The following is a 17,850-nucleotide window of genomic DNA, read 5'->3' as shown; positions in this document are numbered from 1 at the left end:
CATTGTCATTTTTTAAGCGATTAAAAGAAAAAATTACGGGCACAAATGAAGCGGTAACTGAGAAATTTAAAGATGGTCTCACAAAAACGCGGGATTCCTTCACTTCGAAAGTAAATGACCTCGTCGCGCGCTTTCGAGAAGTCGATGAGGAGTTCTTTGAAGAACTGGAAGAACTGCTGTTACAAGCAGATGTGGGCTTTGAGACGGTCATGGAGCTTATCGACCAATTGAAACTGGAAGTGCAACGTAAAAACATTAAAGATACGGCGGGTATCCAATCTGTTATTTCGCAAAAACTCGTTGAAATTTATGAAGCGGGCGAGCAAATTGATAGCAGCTTGAATATCCAAGAAGATGGTCTGACGGTTGTGCTAATGGTAGGTGTTAACGGTGTTGGAAAAACGACAACGATTGGGAAATTGGCAGCGCGACTGATGGCAGAAGGAAAAACGGTCATGCTGGCAGCGGGCGATACGTTCCGGGCAGGTGCTATCGATCAGCTCGTAGTTTGGGGTGAGCGTTCGGGTGTTGAAGTCATTCGACAATCAGAAGGATCCGATCCAGCAGCAGTCATGTACGATGCAATTCGGGCAGCTAAAAACCGTAAAGTAGATGTCCTCATTTGCGATACGGCAGGTAGGTTGCAAAATAAAGTCAACTTGATGAACGAATTAGAAAAAGTGCATCGCGTCATTAGTAAAGAAGTGCCAGGTGCGCCCCATGAAGTGCTCCTTGCGCTTGATGCAACAACTGGGCAAAATGCACTCGTTCAAGCACAGACATTTAAAGAAGCAACAAACGTGACAGGCATTGTTCTGACGAAGCTTGATGGTACAGCTAAAGGTGGTATTGTACTGGCTATTCGTAAGAAGCTGAGCATTCCTGTGAAGTTTGTGGGTCTAGGTGAAGGTGTAGACGATTTACAACCATTTGATCCGGAAAAATATGTCTACGGTCTCTTCGCAGATGGATTGGAACTAGAACGGGACCAAGAGGAACTAGACAAGTAATTTTACTTGACGGTATATAGTTGCCGTACTATGATGGCATAGAGAGAAATAACTGGAGGGGGCAAGCCGCATGGTTCTTGCAAAAACAACACGTATTAACTTCCTCTTCGATTTCTATCAGTCGCTATTGACTGATAAACAGAGACTGTATATGCAATTATATTATTTGGATGATTTTTCCCTTGGCGAAATCGCGGGAGAATACGGCGTATCACGTCAAGCTGTTTATGATAATGTTCGTCGGACGGAAGCGATGCTTGAAGATTATGAAACGAAGTTGAACCTCTTCTCGAAATTTCAACAGCGCTTGGACATTGTAGAGCGTTTGGAGCAACTTGTTATAGGGGAAGAAGAGCACTTAGCGGCAATCAGGGAACTATTGAACGAACTAAAAGATCATGAGTAGGAGGCTCTGTGCATGGCATTTGAAGGTTTAGCCCAGCGCCTGCAAGGGACGCTACAGAAAATCACGGGCAAAGGTAAAATTAGTGAAGCAGACGTTAAAGAAATGATGCGTGAAGTCCGTTTTGCTTTGATTGAAGCGGACGTCAACTTGAAAGTTGTCAAATCATTTGTCAAAACGGTCAGTGAACGCGCGGTCGGTCAAGACGTCATGAAAAGTCTGACGCCGGGTCAACAAGTTGTAAAAATTGTTAAAGATGAGTTAACGAACCTAATGGGTGGCGAACAAAATCCTATTCAGTTTGCTCGGAAATCACCGACTGTCATTATGATGGTCGGGTTGCAAGGTGCCGGAAAAACAACAACAACTGGGAAATTAGCAACGGTCCTTCGTAAACGGCATAACAAAAAGCCGTTACTTGTGGCAGCTGACGTTTACAGGCCGGCAGCAATCCAGCAATTGCAGACGCTCGGCAAGCAGTTGACGATGCCAGTCTTTGCGCTCGGTACAGATGTCTCGCCGGTCGAAATTGTTCGTCAAGCATTAGAAGAGGCTGAAAGAGAGCATAATGATGTTGTCATCATTGATACAGCGGGCCGACTTCATGTGGATGAAGAATTGATGCAAGAACTGAAAGATATTCGTGAGCTAAGCAAGCCGGAAGAAGTGTTTCTTGTTGTCGACGCAATGACGGGGCAGGATGCTGTCAATGTTGCACAGAACTTCAATGAAACTGTTGATATTACAGGCGTCATCCTCACAAAGTTGGATGGGGATACCCGAGGCGGTGCTGCGTTATCCATACGTTCTGTCACTGAAAAACCGATTAAATTTGTCGGGATGGGTGAGAAAATGGATGCGCTTGAACCGTTCCATCCAGAGCGCATGGCTTCTCGAATTCTAGGTATGGGTGATGTCATGTCACTCATTGAAAAAGCGCAAGAGAATGTGGATGAAGAGAAGGCGAAAGAGCTTGAACAGAAGTTCCGAACGCAATCATTTACACTTGACGACTTCCTTGATCAGTTACAACAAGTGAAGAAGATGGGACCGTTGGATGAGCTATTGAAAATGATGCCAGGTGCTAATAAGATCAAAGGACTCGAAAATGCCAAGGTCGATGAAGGGCAAATGGGGCGTGTTGAGGCTGTCATTCAATCGATGACAATAGCAGAACGCACTACGCCTGAAATCATCAATGCCAACCGTCGTAAGCGAATTGCTAAAGGTTCGGGAACGTCTATTCAGGAAGTGAACCGTTTGTTGAAGCAATTCGAAGATATGAAAAAGATGGTTAAGCAGATGACAAACATGCAACAAAAAGGGAAAAAGAAGATGAAAATGCCTGGGTTTGACTCGTTATTTAAATAAAAAGCGCTGGGCTGGCTTATGACCCGAGCATCTGGCGCCCGGAGTCTAGACACAATAAAAAACCGGTGTTTTTGAAAGAAATTTAAGGTGTTAAGAAAAAACACTTTACAAACATGAGAAAGCTTGATAATATACTATCTTGTGTGAAACTATTCGGAGGTGCAAGAAAAAATGTCAGTTAAAATTCGTCTTAAACGTATGGGAGCAAAGAAAACTCCTTTCTATCGTATTGTAGTAGCAGATTCACGTTCACCACGTGATGGTCGTCAAATCGAAACAGTTGGTACTTACAACCCGCTTACAAAACCTGCGGAAGTAAAAATCAACGAAGAACTAGCTCTTAAATGGCTTCAGAACGGTGCGAAACCATCTGATACAGTTCGCAACCTGTTTTCTGACCAAGGCATCATGGAAAAATTCCATAACGCTAAACAAGGTAAGTAAAGTGAAACTGTAATCAGAGGGAGTTTTTCACCCCGCTGATTACTAGTTGAACCAATCGGGCATTTACGGGGCAGTTAACGCCTATATAATGTCTGAAGGTTCGATTCTATCTACGAAAGTGGAGTTTTACTGCCCGTTAATACGGGATAATCAGGAGGGGTGCACATGAAGCAGCTGATTGAAACAATCGTGAAGCCGTTAGTCGATTACCCCGAGGATATTCGGGTGGCGCAGGAAGAGCACGATAATCGTGTCACTTACAAACTATCCGTGAATCCTGACGATATGGGGAAAGTAATCGGTAAACAGGGACGTGTAGCGAAAGCGATACGGACTATTGTTTATTCAGCAGCAGGAAGTCACCACGGTAAAAAAGTCTATTTAGATATTATAGACTAATACGGAAAAGGAAGGAGCTTATGTTCCTTCCTTTTTTGTCTAAAAACTTGTAGATAGAGAACGCCCTATTTGAATGAAAGATGGTGTTAAGGTATGCAATGGTTCAATGTAGGAACAATCGTGAATACGCATGGTATTCGTGGAGAAGTCCGTGTGATGTCACGTACGCACTTTCCAGAAGAACGTTATCAGGTAGGCAATAAGCTCGCTTTGTTTATGCCGAACAGTAAAACACCAATTTACTTAACGGTAGCGAGTCATCGCCAACATAAAAACTTCGATTTATTAACATTCGAAAACCATCCAAACCTAAATGATGTAGAAAAATATCGAGATGGTGTCTTTAAAATTGCTGAAGATCAATTAGGTGAGCTGGATGAGAATGAGTTTTACTACCACGAAATCAAAGGTTGTACAGTTGTCACATTAGATGGTGTTGAGCTTGGTAAGGTGACGGATATTCTTGAAACGGGCGCTAATGATGTTTGGACGGTTACACCGGAAAAAGGAAAGCCGCATTATATTCCTTATATTGAAGATGTCGTTAAGGAAATCGACATTGACAGCAAGAAAATTGTTATCGATCCATTGGAAGGACTTCTGTCACAATGAAAATCGATGTCTTGTCGTTATTTCCAGAAATGTTTGAGGGTGTGCTCCATTCGTCGATTATGAAAAAGGCGCAGGAAAATGGTGCAGTGGCATTTGGTGTTACGGATTTCCGCGATTATTCAACGAATAAGCATCATAAGGTTGATGATTATCCCTACGGAGGCGGCGCGGGGATGGTACTCAAGCCAGAGCCTCTTTTTGCTGCTGTTGAAGCGTTATCCGAGGGACTTGAAAAACGACCACGTGTTGTGCTGATGTGTCCGCAGGGAGAACGATTTACTCAAAAGAAAGCGGAAGAATTTGCGGCTGAAGAACATGTCGTGTTCATATGCGGTCATTATGAAGGCTATGATGAACGCATTCGACAGCATCTTGTTACGGATGAAGTGTCGCTGGGTGATTTCGTATTAACAGGAGGAGAAATCGCGGCGATGGCGGTCATTGATAGCGTCGTGAGACTCTTGCCGAATGTACTTGGCAATGCAGATTCTCCTGTGCTCGATTCATTTTCCACGGGCTTGCTCGAACACCCTCAATATACAAGGCCGGCCAATTTTAATGGAATGGAAGTGCCGGCAGTGCTATTGTCAGGCAACCATGCGGCAGTTGACAAATGGCGTGAAGAACAGTCGTTACTACGGACGTTTGAACGCAGGCCTGATTTGTTAAATGATGCTCCATTGACCGAGCATCAGCGCAACTATTTGGATCAATTAAAACGCGATAAAAAATAATTAGATTATCTTGCACCGGCATACCCTTTGTGATACTATTTAGAATGTGCTTCTATGTGGAGTACATACTGACTGGTGTTCCGCTGCAAAGGTAAGAAATGCAAGAGCATCTGTGGATAAGGAGAGGTTAACTATGCAACAACTAATTGCAGACATTACAAAAGATCAGCTTCGTGCAGATCACCCATCATTCCGTGCGGGAGACACAGTTCGTTTGCACGTGAAAATCGTAGAGGGAACGCGTGAGCGTATCCAGCTATTCGAAGGTGTTGTCATCAAACGTCGTGGAGGCGGAATCAGTGAAACATTCACAGTCCGTAAAATCTCTAACGGTGTTGGCGTTGAACGTACATTCCCTGTACACACACCAAAAATTACTCTACTTGAAGTGATTCGTCGTGGTAAAGTACGCCGTGCGAAATTGTACTACCTTCGCAGCCTACGCGGAAAAGCTGCTCGTATCAAAGAACTTCGATAAAAAGCAAAGACACAGGAGGCCGCCAAACGGCCTCCTTTCTTTTTGCCTCAAAAATGAAAAGACGGTACAATAAGGACACAAGGATGCGGGAGGCTTAGTCAATGAGTGAAGAAAAGAAAAAAAAGAACGAAGTATGGGAATGGACCAAAGCGCTATTAATCGCTTTTGGACTTGCACTAGTTATTCGTACATTCCTATTCACACCGATTGTCGTTGACGGTGTGTCAATGATGCCTACGCTCGAGCATGGCGACAAAATGATTGTCAATAAGATTGGCTATACAATTGGAGAACCGAAACATTTTGATATCGTCGTGTTTCATGCACCGGAACAGAAAGACTACATCAAACGGGTCATTGGACTTCCGGGAGATGAGATAGCGTATCGTGATGACGTTTTATACATTAATGGCGAAGCGTTTGAAGAGCCTTATCTCGATGAATACAAAGCAGAGATTTTAGATGGTACATTGACGGAGGACTTCACACTTGAAGAGAAGTGGGGAAGTAAGACGGTTCCTGAAGGTCATGTATTTGTGCTTGGAGACAATAGAAGAAAAAGTAAAGATTCCCGCATGATTGGTTTTGTATCGATCGATGAAATTATCGGTAGCACAAAGATGGTATTTTGGCCAATTAAAAATATCGGGATTGTCAAATAAGGGAGGGGACTGACAGCATGACGATTCAATGGTTTCCCGGGCATATGGCGAAAGCACGCCGAGAAGTAACTGAACAACTAAAGCTTGTCGACATTGTTTTTGAATTGATCGACGCGAGGCTGCCACTCTCTTCGAGAAATCCGATGATTGACGAAGTAATTCATCAAAAGCCAAGGCTCTTAATTTTAAATAAAATGGACCTTGCGGATGAAACAGAAACAGCTCGCTGGATTCGTTACTTTGAAAACCAAGGGATGCGTGCAGTGGCGATTAATTCATTTGAAGGAAAAGGTCTTCAAACGGTGACGAAGGCTGCAAAAGAAATTTTGGAACCGAAGCTAGCTAGAATGCGTAGCAGAGGAATTCGACCAGGCGCCATCCGAGCGATGATTGTCGGTATTCCGAATGTAGGAAAATCAACACTCATTAACCGACTTGCCAAAAAAAATATTGCGAAAACAGGAAACACACCAGGTGTAACGAGAGCGCAGCAATGGATTAAATTCGGTAAAGAGCTTGAATTATTGGATACGCCAGGTATTTTATGGCCGAAGTTCGAAGATAAAGAAGCGGGCTATAAACTTGCACTTACAGGTGCTATTAAAGACTCGATTGTCAATATGGAGGATTTGGCCGTTTACGGTTTGCGATTCCTAGAAGCGAATTATCCAGATCGACTGTTAAAACGATACGGTTTGGAAACAATTAGTGAAGAGGTTCTTCCGATGTTCAATCATATTGGCACACTGCGTAAGGTGTATACAGTAGGTGGAGAAGTGGACTATGATAAGGTTGCTGAGTTGATTGTTCGAGATATTCGGAACGAAAATCTTGGAAAACTATCATTCGATTTCACCGTGCAACAACATAACGAATAGGCCGATGCCGGTACGGAATAACATCCGCGGCAATCGGCTTTTCTTTTTATCTTCATTCAGCAAATCTTTTTGTACTGAAAGCGAAGCGTCAGCTACAGAAAACACCTATCTCGATAGGTGGCGAGATGAATGCGGTTTTGTTTTTCTGTCCAGTGGGTGTTCAAACGCCCGCTAAACGATAGAGGTACGCAGGCTAAGGTCGCCAAGTCCAAAGAAAGGTGCCTTAATTTCTGCAAAAAGCGCAGAAACACGGCCGATCGAACCCTTCGCAGTTCGATTGGCAACGCCTGCATGACCAACATCCTGTTGGCCCAAATAGGATGTACTAGTGCCGACAATGCCACAGGAAGTGGAAATGGCGTTTTTGTCGGCCGGCGGATGTCACAGGTTTTTAGAGGAGCTTTGGAAGGCAGTCTAAGTGCGCGACGTCCTGTCGCGATGACTGCATGACCTACTTCCTGTAGGCCCCAGGCTCGAAAAAAATCTGGACGCAATTACGCCGAGGCGTAATTGCTATAGGTCGAAAATCGGTTTCAATTGCCGATATAAAGAAAAAGTGGCATACAGGGGATTGGGAAGGTGATGGAAATTGAAAACAATAAAAGACATTGTTGACAAGTTAAAGATGACTGATGAGCCTGGACCTTGGATCGACGAGCTTCTACAGGATTCGAGGGTGGGTGTGAAAAAAGCGATCGATAGATGGCAGCGCCAGTATGATAAGAAAAAAGCAATCATCGATCAACATCATGCGAAAGAAGCGTTTGACAGATCGTTTGCACCGTTTGACGGTGCAAAGGTGGCTGGTGTAGATGAAGCAGGAAGAGGACCGTTAGCGGGTCCTGTAGTCACTGCAGCGGTCATCTTACCGCAAGAGGCACCTGAACTCGTTGGATTAGATGATTCCAAGCAAATTTCGAAAGTAGAGCGGGAAAGGCTTGCTGGAAAAATTCGAGACGTAGCAATCGCTTATTCCATTCATATTCAGTCGGCAAGCCAGATTGATGCGTTAAATATTTATGCCGCGACGCGGGTGTCAATGGAGCAAGCCGTGAAGGGACTTGAACTTGCACCGGATTTTGTCATTGCAGATGCGATGACGCTCCAGATAGATTGTTCGACAAAATCGATTATTAAGGGCGATGCGCAAAGTTTGGCAATTGCGGCGGCATCGATTTTAGCGAAGACGACGAGGGATGCATTGATGGATGATTTGCATAAGGAATTTCCAATGTACAATTTCTCGAAAAATGCGGGCTATGGAACGGCGGAACATGTACAAGCGTTACAGCTATATGGACCTTGCATACATCATCGGGCAACATTCGAACCTGTGAAGTCCATGCTTGCGGAAAGGAGGAGGAACGAATGAGTTTTCCAACAATGGCACCATTGTCAGGACACGTATCAGCAGCGTCTGTTCAAAATAGGCCACTTGTACTGAATGAAGGGCAGATGTTTCAAGGACAGATTAAGCAACTTTTTCCAGGGCAAATGGCAGAAGTACAAATTGGCGGACAAAAGTTAATGGCTAAAATTGACGTGCCGATGAAAGCGGGCGATTCCTACTATTTTCAAGTTAATACGGTGAAACCGGAATTGCAATTGAAAATTATATCGGGGCCAATGCAGGCAACGGAAGGACAAGCACGTCAACTAGGTGGGTTGATGGATGCGATGCAATTGCCGAAAACACCGGAAATGGAGTCACTTTTAACATTCGTTATGAAAAACAAAATACCGATGACGAGAGAGGGCCTTATTCAAGCGGAGGAGCTGTTAAAAAGTGTGCCGGCAGCGGCGAGAAATGAGGCACTTGTATCCATTCAAAAAATCGTTGAATTGAAATTACCTTTAACCGACTCCGTTTTTCGTTCTCTGCTAGGTGTTGAGACGAAAGAAGGTTTGCATGCAGCTTTGCAAGCGCTAAAAACAACATTAGCAGCCGACAGTTCGGTCTCTTCGCAAGTAAAGGACGCAATTTTGGCTGCGCTAGATAAGATGGCTAAACCATTAGCACGGGTGACAGGGAGTGCGTTGCTCGGTCAATCGATGCTGACACTGCTGGAACAAACAGAACGCCCAGAAAACCGCTTCGCTATATTACAGCTATTAAAAAGTGTGGGTGTTTTACCAGAACGCACTTCTTTGGCAAATTTGCAACAAGTGCTTACTTCGCTTGTGGCGAGTGGGGAGGGGGGGCGCCCAGTTGTTACAGGACCAGCATCCGTGGATACTGGTGGTAAAGCTGTTGCACTAACGATGCAAGACATAACAAGCCTGTTCAAACAACTAAGTAATACGCCGCCGGCGCAGATGAAAGCGCCTCTCGATGCGTTAAGAGCGCTTGTAGCGACCGAACCGACGTTGAATGCAGAACAAAAAGCGATGCTGACGGCAATGATTGATCGTACGGCTAGCGCCTCTCTGTCTGCTACGCTAGTGTCGAAATTTGTTCAGGAATTCAGTCTAGCGCTTGTTCGAACAAGTGCTGAGCAGGTTGTGGCTGCGCCGCTTGCCGCGCAAAACGCATCCGAAGGCGCGAAGGGGCAATTGCTCGCGCTACTTGGTCAACAAGGGGCGGACAAACTCACGGGGCTTACCCAAGCAGCGGAACGATCTGACAATACGGTGATTACGCGGCTCGTGCAGACCGCAGAAACGACGGTCGCTTCTGCGGTAGATGGCAAGGCGATGAAGGAGGCGTTGCAAACCGTTATGCGCTCTTTAGGCGTAAACTATGAGGCGGGTTTACTTGGAAGAGACGCTGATATTGGGCGTCTAGCGGAGACATTGAAGCCGCAGTTACTCACGCTGATGCAAGATCCGGCGATTTCACCAGCTTTGCGCGAGGCGGCAGAAACGGTTGCGATGCGTATGAACGGACCGCTTTTGCAGTCAGGTGAAAACGGCGTGCAGCATCAGTTAGTGATGCAAGTACCACTGGAGTTTTTTGGCAAGCGAATCGATACGACGTTGCAGTGGAATGGCAGGATGAAAGAAAACGGCAAAATTGATGCTGACTTTGCTCGCATTCTTTTTTACCTTGATCTCGAGTCTATTGAAAAAACAGTCATTGATATGCAGGTTCAGAATCGAGTTGTTACGGTTACGGTGTTTAATGCGGATGACAAGCTCAAGGTAATCGGAGCTCCGCTTCAACTCAAATTGAAGGAAGGTCTCGAGGCGGCTGACTATAAATTATCCGGTGTCTTCTTCAAAAACTTTGCTGAAGAAGGGAAAAAGGTGAAGAAACAGAAGAGTCGGTTGGAAACTGACGGGCAAGGAGTGGATTTCCGCATATGACTAATGAACGGCATGTCCGAAAAGAGGCAGTTGCCCTTTCTTATGACCCGAATACTCGGGAAGCTCCGAGAGTGATGGCGAAAGGAAAAGGTAAAATTGCCGAAAATATACTAGAAAAAGCGAAGGCGCATAATGTACCGATTCAAGAAGATCCAAGTCTGGTAGAATTGCTGGGACAATTGGATTTAAATGAGACAATCCCGGAAGAATTATATCAAGCAGTTTCAGAAGTATTTGCTTATATTTACCACGTAGACCGTGAACATGGTCTTCAGAAAAAAATGTAATTTTTATAGGAGATATAACTAGATTTGGGAGTTACTGAAGATCGGGATGTAGGAATGATGGATATCTAAATTTTACATGAATTCAGGTAGTTTTTAAGTTATAGGGATGAGTGACCAAGCAGAAAAAATAGCGCTAAGCAAGCATTTGCGGAATCTGAAGGATAAACGAGAACTTTATAAGTATTCGTCATTCAAATGTGGACATTGAATGACAAATTTACTACAATGGTTAAGGTAGCAAATTAAGAGATACAAGTTCGATTGGAGGATGTAAGATGAATATCCATGAATATCAAGGTAAACAGTTGCTGAGAGAATATGGTGTAGCTGTTTCAAACGGCCTTGTAGCTTTTTCTCCGGAAGAAGCAGTAAAAGCTGCGAAGGAACTAGGTACAGACATCATCGTAGTCAAAGCACAAATCCACGCAGGTGGCCGAGGGAAAGCGGGCGGCGTTAAGATTGCTAAAAATCTTGACGAAGTACGTGAGTATGCAAAAGAATTAATCGGTAAAACGCTTGTTACGCATCAAACAGGCCCAGAAGGTAAAGAAGTGAAACGTCTTCTTATCGAGGAAGGTTCAGATATTAAGAAAGAATATTATCTTGGCCTCGTTTTAGACAGTGCAACAAGTCGTGTAACACTTATGGGTTCTGAAGAAGGCGGTATGGACATCGAGGAGGTTGCGGAAGCAACACCTGAAAAGATTTTCAAAGAAAGCATCGATCCAGTAGTAGGATTGACTGGTTTCCAAGCACGCCGCATGGCATTCAACATGAACATCCCTACACATCTTGTGAACAAAGCAGTGAAATTCATGCTTGGATTGTACCAAGTATTCGTAGAAAAAGACGCATCTATCGTTGAAATTAACCCACTTGTTGTAACAGCTGGGGACGACGTACTTGCACTTGACGCGAAATTCAACTTTGATGACAGTGCACTATACCGTCACAAAGACATCCAAGAACTTCGTGACTTCGACGAAGAGGATCCAAAAGAAATCGAAGCTTCAAAATATGACCTTAGCTATATTTCCCTAGACGGAAGTATCGGTTGTATGGTAAACGGCGCGGGCCTTGCAATGGCTACAATGGATACTATCAACTACTACGGCGGATCACCCGCTAACTTCCTTGACGTTGGGGGCGGCGCGACTGCTGAAAAAGTAACAGAAGCATTCAAAATCATCCTATCTGATAAAAATGTTAAAGGGATTTTCGTTAACATCTTCGGTGGTATCATGAAATGTGACGTTATCGCAGAAGGCGTTATCACAGCTGCAAAAGAAGTAGGACTTCAAGTACCACTTGTTGTACGTTTAGAAGGTACAAACGTCGACAAAGGAAAAGCACTATTGAACGAATCAGGCTTGAACATCATCGCTGCTGGTACAATGGCAGAAGGTGCACAAAAGATTGTTGAACTCGTAGGTTAAGAAAGGCAGGGACAAACGATGAGTATTTTTATTAACAAAGATACAAAAGTTATCGTACAAGGAATTACTGGTGCTACAGCACTTTTCCATACAGAACAAATGCTTGAATACGGCACGAAAATCGTCGGCGGTGTAACACCGGGTAAAGGTGGAACAGAAGCTGCAGGCGTACCTGTTTTCAACACAGTTGAAGAAGCAGTTAAAGCAACAGGCGCAAACGTTTCAGTAATCTATGTTCCAGCTCCATTTGCGGCAGATGCAATCATGGAAGCGGTAGACGCTGAACTAGATATGACAATCTGTATCACTGAGCATATTCCAGTATTGGATATGGCGAAAGTGAAACGTTATATGGAAGGCAAGAAAACACGTCTTGTCGGTCCGAACTGCCCAGGCGTTATTACTTCTGACGAGTGTAAAATTGGTATCATGCCAGGCTATATTCATACAAAAGGTCACGTTGGCGTTGTTTCACGCTCAGGGACTTTAACATATGAAGCAGTTCATCAACTTTCACAAGCAGGTATCGGTCAAACGACAGCTGTTGGTATCGGTGGAGACCCAGTAAACGGGACAAACTTCATTGATGTACTAAAAGAATTCAACGCAGACCCTGAGACGTATGCGGTAGTTATGATCGGTGAAATCGGTGGAACAGCTGAAGAAGAAGCTGCTGCATGGATTCAAGCGAACATGACGAAGCCTGTAGTAGGCTTTATCGGTGGTCAGACAGCTCCGGAAGGAAAACGTATGGGCCACGCTGGTGCCATCATTTCCGGCGGTAAAGGGACTGCAGCAGAGAAAATCAAAGCGCTTAACGCTGCAGGTGTCCAAACTGCAGACACACCATCTGTTATCGGTGAAACTTTAATCAAAGTGATTAAAGAAAAAGGTCTGTACGAAAAGTGTAAAACACATTAATATAGAAGGTACAGCGTGTGATTTCATGCGCTGTGCCTTTTTTGTCCTGTACTATAGTCGAAAAGGAGGAGTCTAATGGAAGTAACAATTGCAGAAAGGCGATTATTAGCACTCCATTATGTCTATCCTGTGCCATTGAACAGACTGGAAAAACTTCTCGAGGTAGACCCCAATCTCGAAAAAATCCCGACCTATCCTTCTGAATACTTGGCCTTTTTACTGAATACTTCAGTGGAAAAAGCAGCTAAATTGCAAGTGAAATTGCGTGAAAACGCTATGACCCCATACGACAAACTCTATGAACGGGAAGACATTATCCCCATTCCGTTTACAAACCCCCTCTATCCTGACAAATTACGACAAATGATTGATCCGCCGGCAGTCCTGTATACAAAAGGTGATCAACGATTACTAGCGGAATCATTTAAAATTGCCATTATTGGCTCGCGGAAAGCAACCGCATACTCCAAGCAAGCGATGTCACTCATCGTGCCTCCACTTGTGAAACATCAGGCTGTTATTGTCTCCGGCTTAGCGAAGGGAGCCGACACAATGGCGCATGTTGCAGCACTTGAATTTGGTGGTAAAACCATTGCTGTGCTAGGACATGGGTTTTTCCATTTATATCCGAAAGAGAATCGATATTTAGCCAATCAATTGGCAGCCAATCATCTGCTAATTACAGAATATCCACCCTATGTTAAGCCGGAAAAATGGACTTTTCCAATGCGAAATCGTATTATTAGTGGTTTGTCTGATGCTGTTGTGATTACAGAAGCCGCTGACAAAAGTGGTACAATGAGCACAGTTGAACATGCACTTGATCATGGAAAAGAAATATTTGCGGTTCCGGGTCCTATTACTTCACCATTATCTGCTGGGCCAAATAAGTTGTTAGATGAAGGGGCGAAGCTTGTGTGGAGCGGCTTTCAAGTCATCGAATCACTCATTATCTAGCCATTAAAAAATGTGCCTTCATATTGAAAGCCTTGCATTAATTCAAAAACTGTTATACATTTTGCAACAGATATTCTTTTGTTGAATAAATACGATACCTCTATAAGGAGGCACATACTACATGGCAGATTACTTAGTGATAGTAGAATCACCTGCGAAAGCAAAGACGATTGAACGTTATCTCGGAAAAAAATATAAAGTGCGTGCTTCACTTGGACATTTACGGGATTTACCACGCAGTCAAATGGGTGTAGATACTGAAAATAATTATGAACCGAAATACATTACAATTCGTGGCAAAGGCCCGATTCTACAAGAATTGAAGAAAGACGCAAAAAAAGCGAAAAAGATTTTTCTCGCGGCTGACCCCGACAGAGAGGGAGAAGCGATTGCCTGGCACTTGGCACATCAGCTTGGCGTAGACATTGAATCAGATTGTCGCGTAGTCTTTAATGAAATAACGAAAGAAGCGATTAAAGAATCATTTAAAAATCCGAGACCTATCGATATGGATCTCGTGGATGCGCAACAAGCTCGTCGAATACTAGACCGTCTTGTAGGTTACAATATTAGCCCGATTCTCTGGAAAAAAGTGAAAAAAGGACTTTCAGCTGGACGCGTTCAATCGGTAGCACTTCGTTTAATTATTGATCGGGAAAATGAAATTAATGCATTTGTTCCTGAAGAATACTGGAGTATTACAGGTCAATTTACAAAGGGAAATAAAAGCTTCGAGGCAGTATTTTATGGCGATGCCAAGAAGAAAATGAAGCTGACGGATAAACAACAGGTCGATGCCATTCTTGGCCAACTGACAGAGGATACGTTCGAAATTGCGTCGGTTGTGAAAAAAGAACGAAAACGAAATCCAGCTTTACCGTTTACAACTTCATCCTTGCAACAAGAGGCAGCAAGGAAACTGAACTTCCGTGCGAAAAAAACGATGATGTTGGCACAACAGCTCTATGAAGGGATAAACCTTGGAAAAGAGGGCAACGTCGGTCTCATTACTTACATGCGAACAGACTCGACGCGAGTTGCAGATAGTGCAAAAGAGGAAGCAAAGTCATTTATTGAAACAATGTATGGGAAAGAGTTTATGACGACTTCGAAACCTGCAAGTAAAGATAAGGCCAAGACCCAAGACGCACACGAAGCTGTACGACCAACGTCCGTTATGCGTCCACCTGCGGCTATGAAAGCGGTTTTATCACGTGATCAGCTACGTCTCTATAAACTTATTTGGGAACGGTTTGTTGCAAGCCAGATGGCGCCAGCAATCCTAGACACAGTTACGACAGATCTTGTGAATGGAGATGTTCGTTTCAGGGCGAATGGTTCACAGGTGAAATTCCAAGGGTTTATGAAAGTGTACGTAGAAGGTAACGACGATAAGGAAGAAGAAAAGGATCGAATTCTTCCGCCACTTGAAGAGGGAGAACGCGTAAAGTATAGCGATATTGATCCGAAACAACACTTCACACAGCCGCCGCCAAGGTACTCAGAGGCGCGATTGGTCAAGACGCTAGAGGAACTAGGGATAGGTCGTCCATCGACGTTTGCGCCAACGCTAGATACCATTCAGAAGCGTGGTTATGTCACATTGGATGCGAAGCGCTTCCTTCCGACGGAGCTAGGTGAAATCGTTCATCAAGCAGTCAATCAATATTTCCCGGATATTATTGATGTAGAGTTTACAGCGCAAATGGAGCAAGGGCTCGATAATGTTGAAGAAGGTAACATTAAGTGGGTAGAGGTAATAGATGCTTTCTATCGAGATTTTGAAAAGCATGTGCAAGTTGCCGATGCTGAGATGGAAAAAATTGAAATCAAGGACGAGCCAGCAGGTGAGGATTGTGAAAAATGTGGCTTACCTATGGTGTTCAAATTAGGTCGCTACGGGAAATTCATGGCTTGCTCTGGTTTTCCAGATTGCCGAAATACGAAAGCGATTATCAAGCCGATTGGTGTAACTTGTCCGTCCTGTAAAGAAGGGCAGGTCGTTGAACGGAAAAGCAAAACTAAACGTCTTTTTTATGGTTGTGATCGCTATCCGGAATGTGAGTATGTCTCGTGGGACAAGCCGGTTGCGAGACCGTGTCCGAAATGTGAACACTCGCTCGTCGAAAAGAAACTGAAAAAAGGCGTGCAAATTCAATGTACAGAATGTGACTATAAAGAAGATACGCAGCAATAAAGAAAAGCGTAAGCGCCTGTTCAGAGGAAGGCAGTCTAAAAACGCCGCGTCCTGCGGCAACGGTTGCATGACCTACATCATGTAGGCCTGCGCTGAAGCTGGACAATAGGATTTGAAGAAAGAAGGTGACGGGATGACACCCATCGTAAATGTGATAGGTGCAGGCCTTGCTGGGAGTGAGGCAGCATGGCAAATTGCAAGCCGTGGCGTCAATGTTCGTTTATATGAAATGAGACCTGTAAAACAAACGCCAGCCCATCATACAGATAAATTTGCGGAGTTAGTTTGCAGCAACTCGTTGCGTGCGAATAATTTAACGAATGCAGTCGGTGTGATTAAAGAAGAGATGAGGAAATTGGACTCACTCATCATTCAAGCGGCGGACGCTTGTGCAGTTCCAGCTGGTGGTGCGTTAGCGGTTGATCGTCATGAATTTGCGGGCAATGTAACGGAGCAAATCCGTAATCATCCGCTTATTGAAATTGTGAACGAAGAAGTGACTGAGCTTCCTGAAGGGATTACAATTATCGCAACAGGTCCGCTGACATCACCAGCGCTTGCAGAACAAATTCAAAAAATGACAGGTGAAGAATACTTATACTTCTACGATGCAGCGGCTCCTATCATCGAAAAAGATTCAATTGACATGAGTAAAGTTTTTTTGAAATCCCGCTATGACAAAGGGGAAGCGGCATATTTGAATTGTCCGATGGATGAGGAGCAGTTTGAAAGATTTTACAATGCACTCATCGCGGCAGAAGTTGTGCCGTTAAAGGAATTCGAAAAAGAAATCTATTTTGAAGGCTGTATGCCTGTAGAAGTACTCGCTCAACGTGGTGAGAAAACATTGTTATTTGGTGCATTGAAGCCAGTTGGATTAGAGGATCCTGAGACGGGTAAGCGCTACAAAGCGGTCGTTCAGCTTCGTCAAGATGATGCAGCAGGTACGTTGTACAATATCGTTGGTTTCCAGACGCATTTGAAATGGGGGGCGCAAAAAGAAGTGCTAAACCTCATTCCTGGTCTTGAGAACGTTGAGATTGTTCGCTATGGTGTGATGCACCGCAATACTTTCATCAATTCTCCACGTGTATTGGATGCAACATACCAGTTGAAAGCGAATCGCAATATATTCTTTGCTGGGCAGATGACAGGCGTTGAGGGCTATGTTGAATCGGCTGGTTCAGGGCTTATCGCAGGTATTAATGCCGCTAATCTAGCGTTGGGGAAAGAGCCAATTCTGTTTCCGCATGAGACGGCACTTGGAAGTATGGCGCGTTATATCACGGAGGCGGACTCGAAAAACTTCCAACCGATGAACATTAACTTTGGATTGTTCCCAATTCTTGGTGAGCGCGTAAAATCTAAAGTTGAGCGTGCGGAGAAACATGCAGAGCGTGCGCTAAAAGCGATTTGCGAGTTTCAATCAATTGCGCAGTCATAAGTAAACACGTTTCATAAACGAGAAAAAAGTCTAGGGAGTTTTCCTAGGCTTTTTTATTTAGAAGAAAAAATGTATTTTAAACCTGTAAAGGTTTAAAAAGGAATGAAAGTAGGAATAGGATAGAGAAGGGAAGTTCAAGCTAGAGCTGAGTACGATAATGCGTGAATATGTACTTTTCATATCACTTTACCTAGGAGAGCGCTTTCAATTTTCTTAATATGAACAAATTGTGACGAAATTTGAAAGAGTTTAGCAGACGTCAGACATCTGAAGGAAAGAAGGTTGCCGGACAATCGCCATTATTGTATAGT

At 44.0% G+C, this 17,850-nt stretch carries 18 protein-coding genes; all 18 read left to right on the top strand.

Going from position 1 to position 17,850, the window contains the following annotated elements:
* The first annotated feature begins 2 nt into the window (after nucleotides 1–2).
* The 18 genes from ftsY (at nucleotide 3) to trmFO (ending at nucleotide 17,539) form a co-directional block, all read left to right on the top strand.
* A complete protein-coding gene (gene ftsY, locus MKY34_RS18745) occupies nucleotides 3–1,010 on the top strand; it encodes a signal recognition particle-docking protein FtsY (RefSeq protein WP_342512632.1) in 1,008 nt (335 codons plus the stop codon).
* 70 nt (nucleotides 1,011–1,080) lie between these two features.
* The gene (locus tag MKY34_RS18740; RefSeq protein WP_342512631.1) at nucleotides 1,081–1,416 is read left to right on the top strand and encodes a putative DNA-binding protein; all 336 of its coding nucleotides are present in this window, start codon (nucleotides 1,081–1,083) and stop codon (nucleotides 1,414–1,416) included.
* Nucleotides 1,417–1,428: 12 nt separating this feature from the next.
* Nucleotides 1,429–2,784, top strand: coding sequence for a signal recognition particle protein (gene ffh, locus MKY34_RS18735; protein WP_342512630.1), 1,356 nt, complete (start codon nucleotides 1,429–1,431; stop codon nucleotides 2,782–2,784).
* A gap of 171 nt (nucleotides 2,785–2,955) precedes the next feature.
* Complete coding sequence (gene rpsP, locus MKY34_RS18730; protein WP_342512629.1) at nucleotides 2,956–3,228, top strand: 30S ribosomal protein S16; 273 nt, start codon at nucleotides 2,956–2,958, stop codon at nucleotides 3,226–3,228.
* Nucleotides 3,229–3,393: 165 nt separating this feature from the next.
* Nucleotides 3,394–3,627: a KH domain-containing protein gene (locus MKY34_RS18725; protein WP_342512628.1), complete on the top strand. Its 234-nt coding sequence runs from the start codon at nucleotides 3,394–3,396 to the stop codon at nucleotides 3,625–3,627.
* A 93-nt stretch (nucleotides 3,628–3,720) separates the two neighbouring features.
* Nucleotides 3,721–4,239: a ribosome maturation factor RimM gene (gene rimM, locus MKY34_RS18720; protein WP_342512627.1), complete on the top strand. Its 519-nt coding sequence runs from the start codon at nucleotides 3,721–3,723 to the stop codon at nucleotides 4,237–4,239.
* Nucleotides 4,236–4,973, top strand: a complete 738-nt coding sequence (trmD, locus tag MKY34_RS18715; protein WP_342512626.1) for a tRNA (guanosine(37)-N1)-methyltransferase TrmD — start codon at nucleotides 4,236–4,238, stop codon at nucleotides 4,971–4,973. The genes rimM and trmD overlap by 4 nt, the downstream gene beginning before the upstream one ends.
* Nucleotides 4,974–5,106: 133 nt before the next feature.
* Entirely contained in the window at nucleotides 5,107–5,451 is a 345-nt protein-coding gene (gene rplS / locus MKY34_RS18710) for a 50S ribosomal protein L19 (protein WP_318615551.1), read from the top strand.
* Between the two features lie 101 nt (nucleotides 5,452–5,552).
* Nucleotides 5,553–6,113, top strand: a complete 561-nt coding sequence (lepB, locus tag MKY34_RS18705; RefSeq protein WP_342512625.1) for a signal peptidase I — start codon at nucleotides 5,553–5,555, stop codon at nucleotides 6,111–6,113.
* Between the two features lie 17 nt (nucleotides 6,114–6,130).
* Nucleotides 6,131–6,991: a ribosome biogenesis GTPase YlqF gene (ylqF, locus tag MKY34_RS18700; protein WP_342512624.1), complete on the top strand. Its 861-nt coding sequence runs from the start codon at nucleotides 6,131–6,133 to the stop codon at nucleotides 6,989–6,991.
* 589 nt (nucleotides 6,992–7,580) lie between these two features.
* Nucleotides 7,581–8,363 carry a ribonuclease HII gene (locus MKY34_RS18695; RefSeq protein ID WP_342512623.1) on the top strand — a complete coding sequence of 261 codons (783 nt, stop codon included), beginning with the start codon at nucleotides 7,581–7,583 and terminating at the stop codon, nucleotides 8,361–8,363.
* Entirely contained in the window at nucleotides 8,360–10,297 is a 1,938-nt protein-coding gene (locus MKY34_RS18690) for a hypothetical protein (protein WP_342512622.1), read from the top strand. The genes MKY34_RS18695 and MKY34_RS18690 overlap by 4 nt, the downstream gene beginning before the upstream one ends.
* Entirely contained in the window at nucleotides 10,294–10,584 is a 291-nt protein-coding gene (locus MKY34_RS18685; RefSeq protein WP_342512621.1) for an EscU/YscU/HrcU family type III secretion system export apparatus switch protein, read from the top strand. The genes MKY34_RS18690 and MKY34_RS18685 overlap by 4 nt, the downstream gene beginning before the upstream one ends.
* Nucleotides 10,585–10,859: 275 nt before the next feature.
* Nucleotides 10,860–12,020 carry an ADP-forming succinate--CoA ligase subunit beta gene (gene sucC, locus MKY34_RS18680; RefSeq protein ID WP_342512620.1) on the top strand — a complete coding sequence of 387 codons (1,161 nt, stop codon included), beginning with the start codon at nucleotides 10,860–10,862 and terminating at the stop codon, nucleotides 12,018–12,020.
* A gap of 18 nt (nucleotides 12,021–12,038) precedes the next feature.
* Nucleotides 12,039–12,941, top strand: coding sequence for a succinate--CoA ligase subunit alpha (sucD, locus tag MKY34_RS18675; RefSeq protein ID WP_342512619.1), 903 nt, complete (start codon nucleotides 12,039–12,041; stop codon nucleotides 12,939–12,941).
* Nucleotides 12,942–13,016: 75 nt separating this feature from the next.
* Nucleotides 13,017–13,898 (top strand): DNA-processing protein DprA, encoded by an 882-nt coding sequence (gene dprA / locus MKY34_RS18670; protein WP_342512618.1) that lies wholly within the window; start codon nucleotides 13,017–13,019, stop codon nucleotides 13,896–13,898.
* Between the two features lie 121 nt (nucleotides 13,899–14,019).
* Nucleotides 14,020–16,095 (top strand): type I DNA topoisomerase, encoded by a 2,076-nt coding sequence (topA, locus tag MKY34_RS18665; RefSeq protein WP_342512617.1) that lies wholly within the window; start codon nucleotides 14,020–14,022, stop codon nucleotides 16,093–16,095.
* 133 nt (nucleotides 16,096–16,228) lie between these two features.
* The gene (gene trmFO / locus MKY34_RS18660; protein ID WP_342512616.1) at nucleotides 16,229–17,539 is read left to right on the top strand and encodes an FADH(2)-oxidizing methylenetetrahydrofolate--tRNA-(uracil(54)-C(5))-methyltransferase TrmFO; all 1,311 of its coding nucleotides are present in this window, start codon (nucleotides 16,229–16,231) and stop codon (nucleotides 17,537–17,539) included.
* Nucleotides 17,540–17,850: the final 311 nt, after the last annotated feature.

The organism is Sporosarcina sp. FSL K6-1522 (assembly GCF_038622445.1).
Lineage (GTDB): Bacteria > Bacillota > Bacilli > Bacillales_A > Planococcaceae > Sporosarcina.
The sequence above is the reverse complement of the archived record's forward strand: the minus strand, read 5'-3'. Positions and strand labels throughout refer to the sequence as shown.

Coding starts and splice junctions, on each gene's coding strand:
- MKY34_RS18740 (WP_342512631.1), top strand. CDS start 1,081: ATGGTTCTTGCAAAAACAACACGTATTAACTTCCTCTTCGATTTCTAT.
- ffh (WP_342512630.1), top strand. CDS start 1,429: ATGGCATTTGAAGGTTTAGCCCAGCGCCTGCAAGGGACGCTACAGAAA.
- rpsP (WP_342512629.1), top strand. CDS start 2,956: ATGTCAGTTAAAATTCGTCTTAAACGTATGGGAGCAAAGAAAACTCCT.
- MKY34_RS18725 (WP_342512628.1), top strand. CDS start 3,394: ATGAAGCAGCTGATTGAAACAATCGTGAAGCCGTTAGTCGATTACCCC.
- rimM (WP_342512627.1), top strand. CDS start 3,721: ATGCAATGGTTCAATGTAGGAACAATCGTGAATACGCATGGTATTCGT.
- trmD (WP_342512626.1), top strand. CDS start 4,236: ATGAAAATCGATGTCTTGTCGTTATTTCCAGAAATGTTTGAGGGTGTG.
- rplS (WP_318615551.1), top strand. CDS start 5,107: ATGCAACAACTAATTGCAGACATTACAAAAGATCAGCTTCGTGCAGAT.
- lepB (WP_342512625.1), top strand. CDS start 5,553: ATGAGTGAAGAAAAGAAAAAAAAGAACGAAGTATGGGAATGGACCAAA.
- ylqF (WP_342512624.1), top strand. CDS start 6,131: ATGACGATTCAATGGTTTCCCGGGCATATGGCGAAAGCACGCCGAGAA.
- MKY34_RS18690 (WP_342512622.1), top strand. CDS start 8,360: ATGAGTTTTCCAACAATGGCACCATTGTCAGGACACGTATCAGCAGCG.
- MKY34_RS18685 (WP_342512621.1), top strand. CDS start 10,294: ATGACTAATGAACGGCATGTCCGAAAAGAGGCAGTTGCCCTTTCTTAT.
- sucC (WP_342512620.1), top strand. CDS start 10,860: ATGAATATCCATGAATATCAAGGTAAACAGTTGCTGAGAGAATATGGT.
- sucD (WP_342512619.1), top strand. CDS start 12,039: ATGAGTATTTTTATTAACAAAGATACAAAAGTTATCGTACAAGGAATT.
- dprA (WP_342512618.1), top strand. CDS start 13,017: ATGGAAGTAACAATTGCAGAAAGGCGATTATTAGCACTCCATTATGTC.
- topA (WP_342512617.1), top strand. CDS start 14,020: ATGGCAGATTACTTAGTGATAGTAGAATCACCTGCGAAAGCAAAGACG.
- trmFO (WP_342512616.1), top strand. CDS start 16,229: ATGACACCCATCGTAAATGTGATAGGTGCAGGCCTTGCTGGGAGTGAG.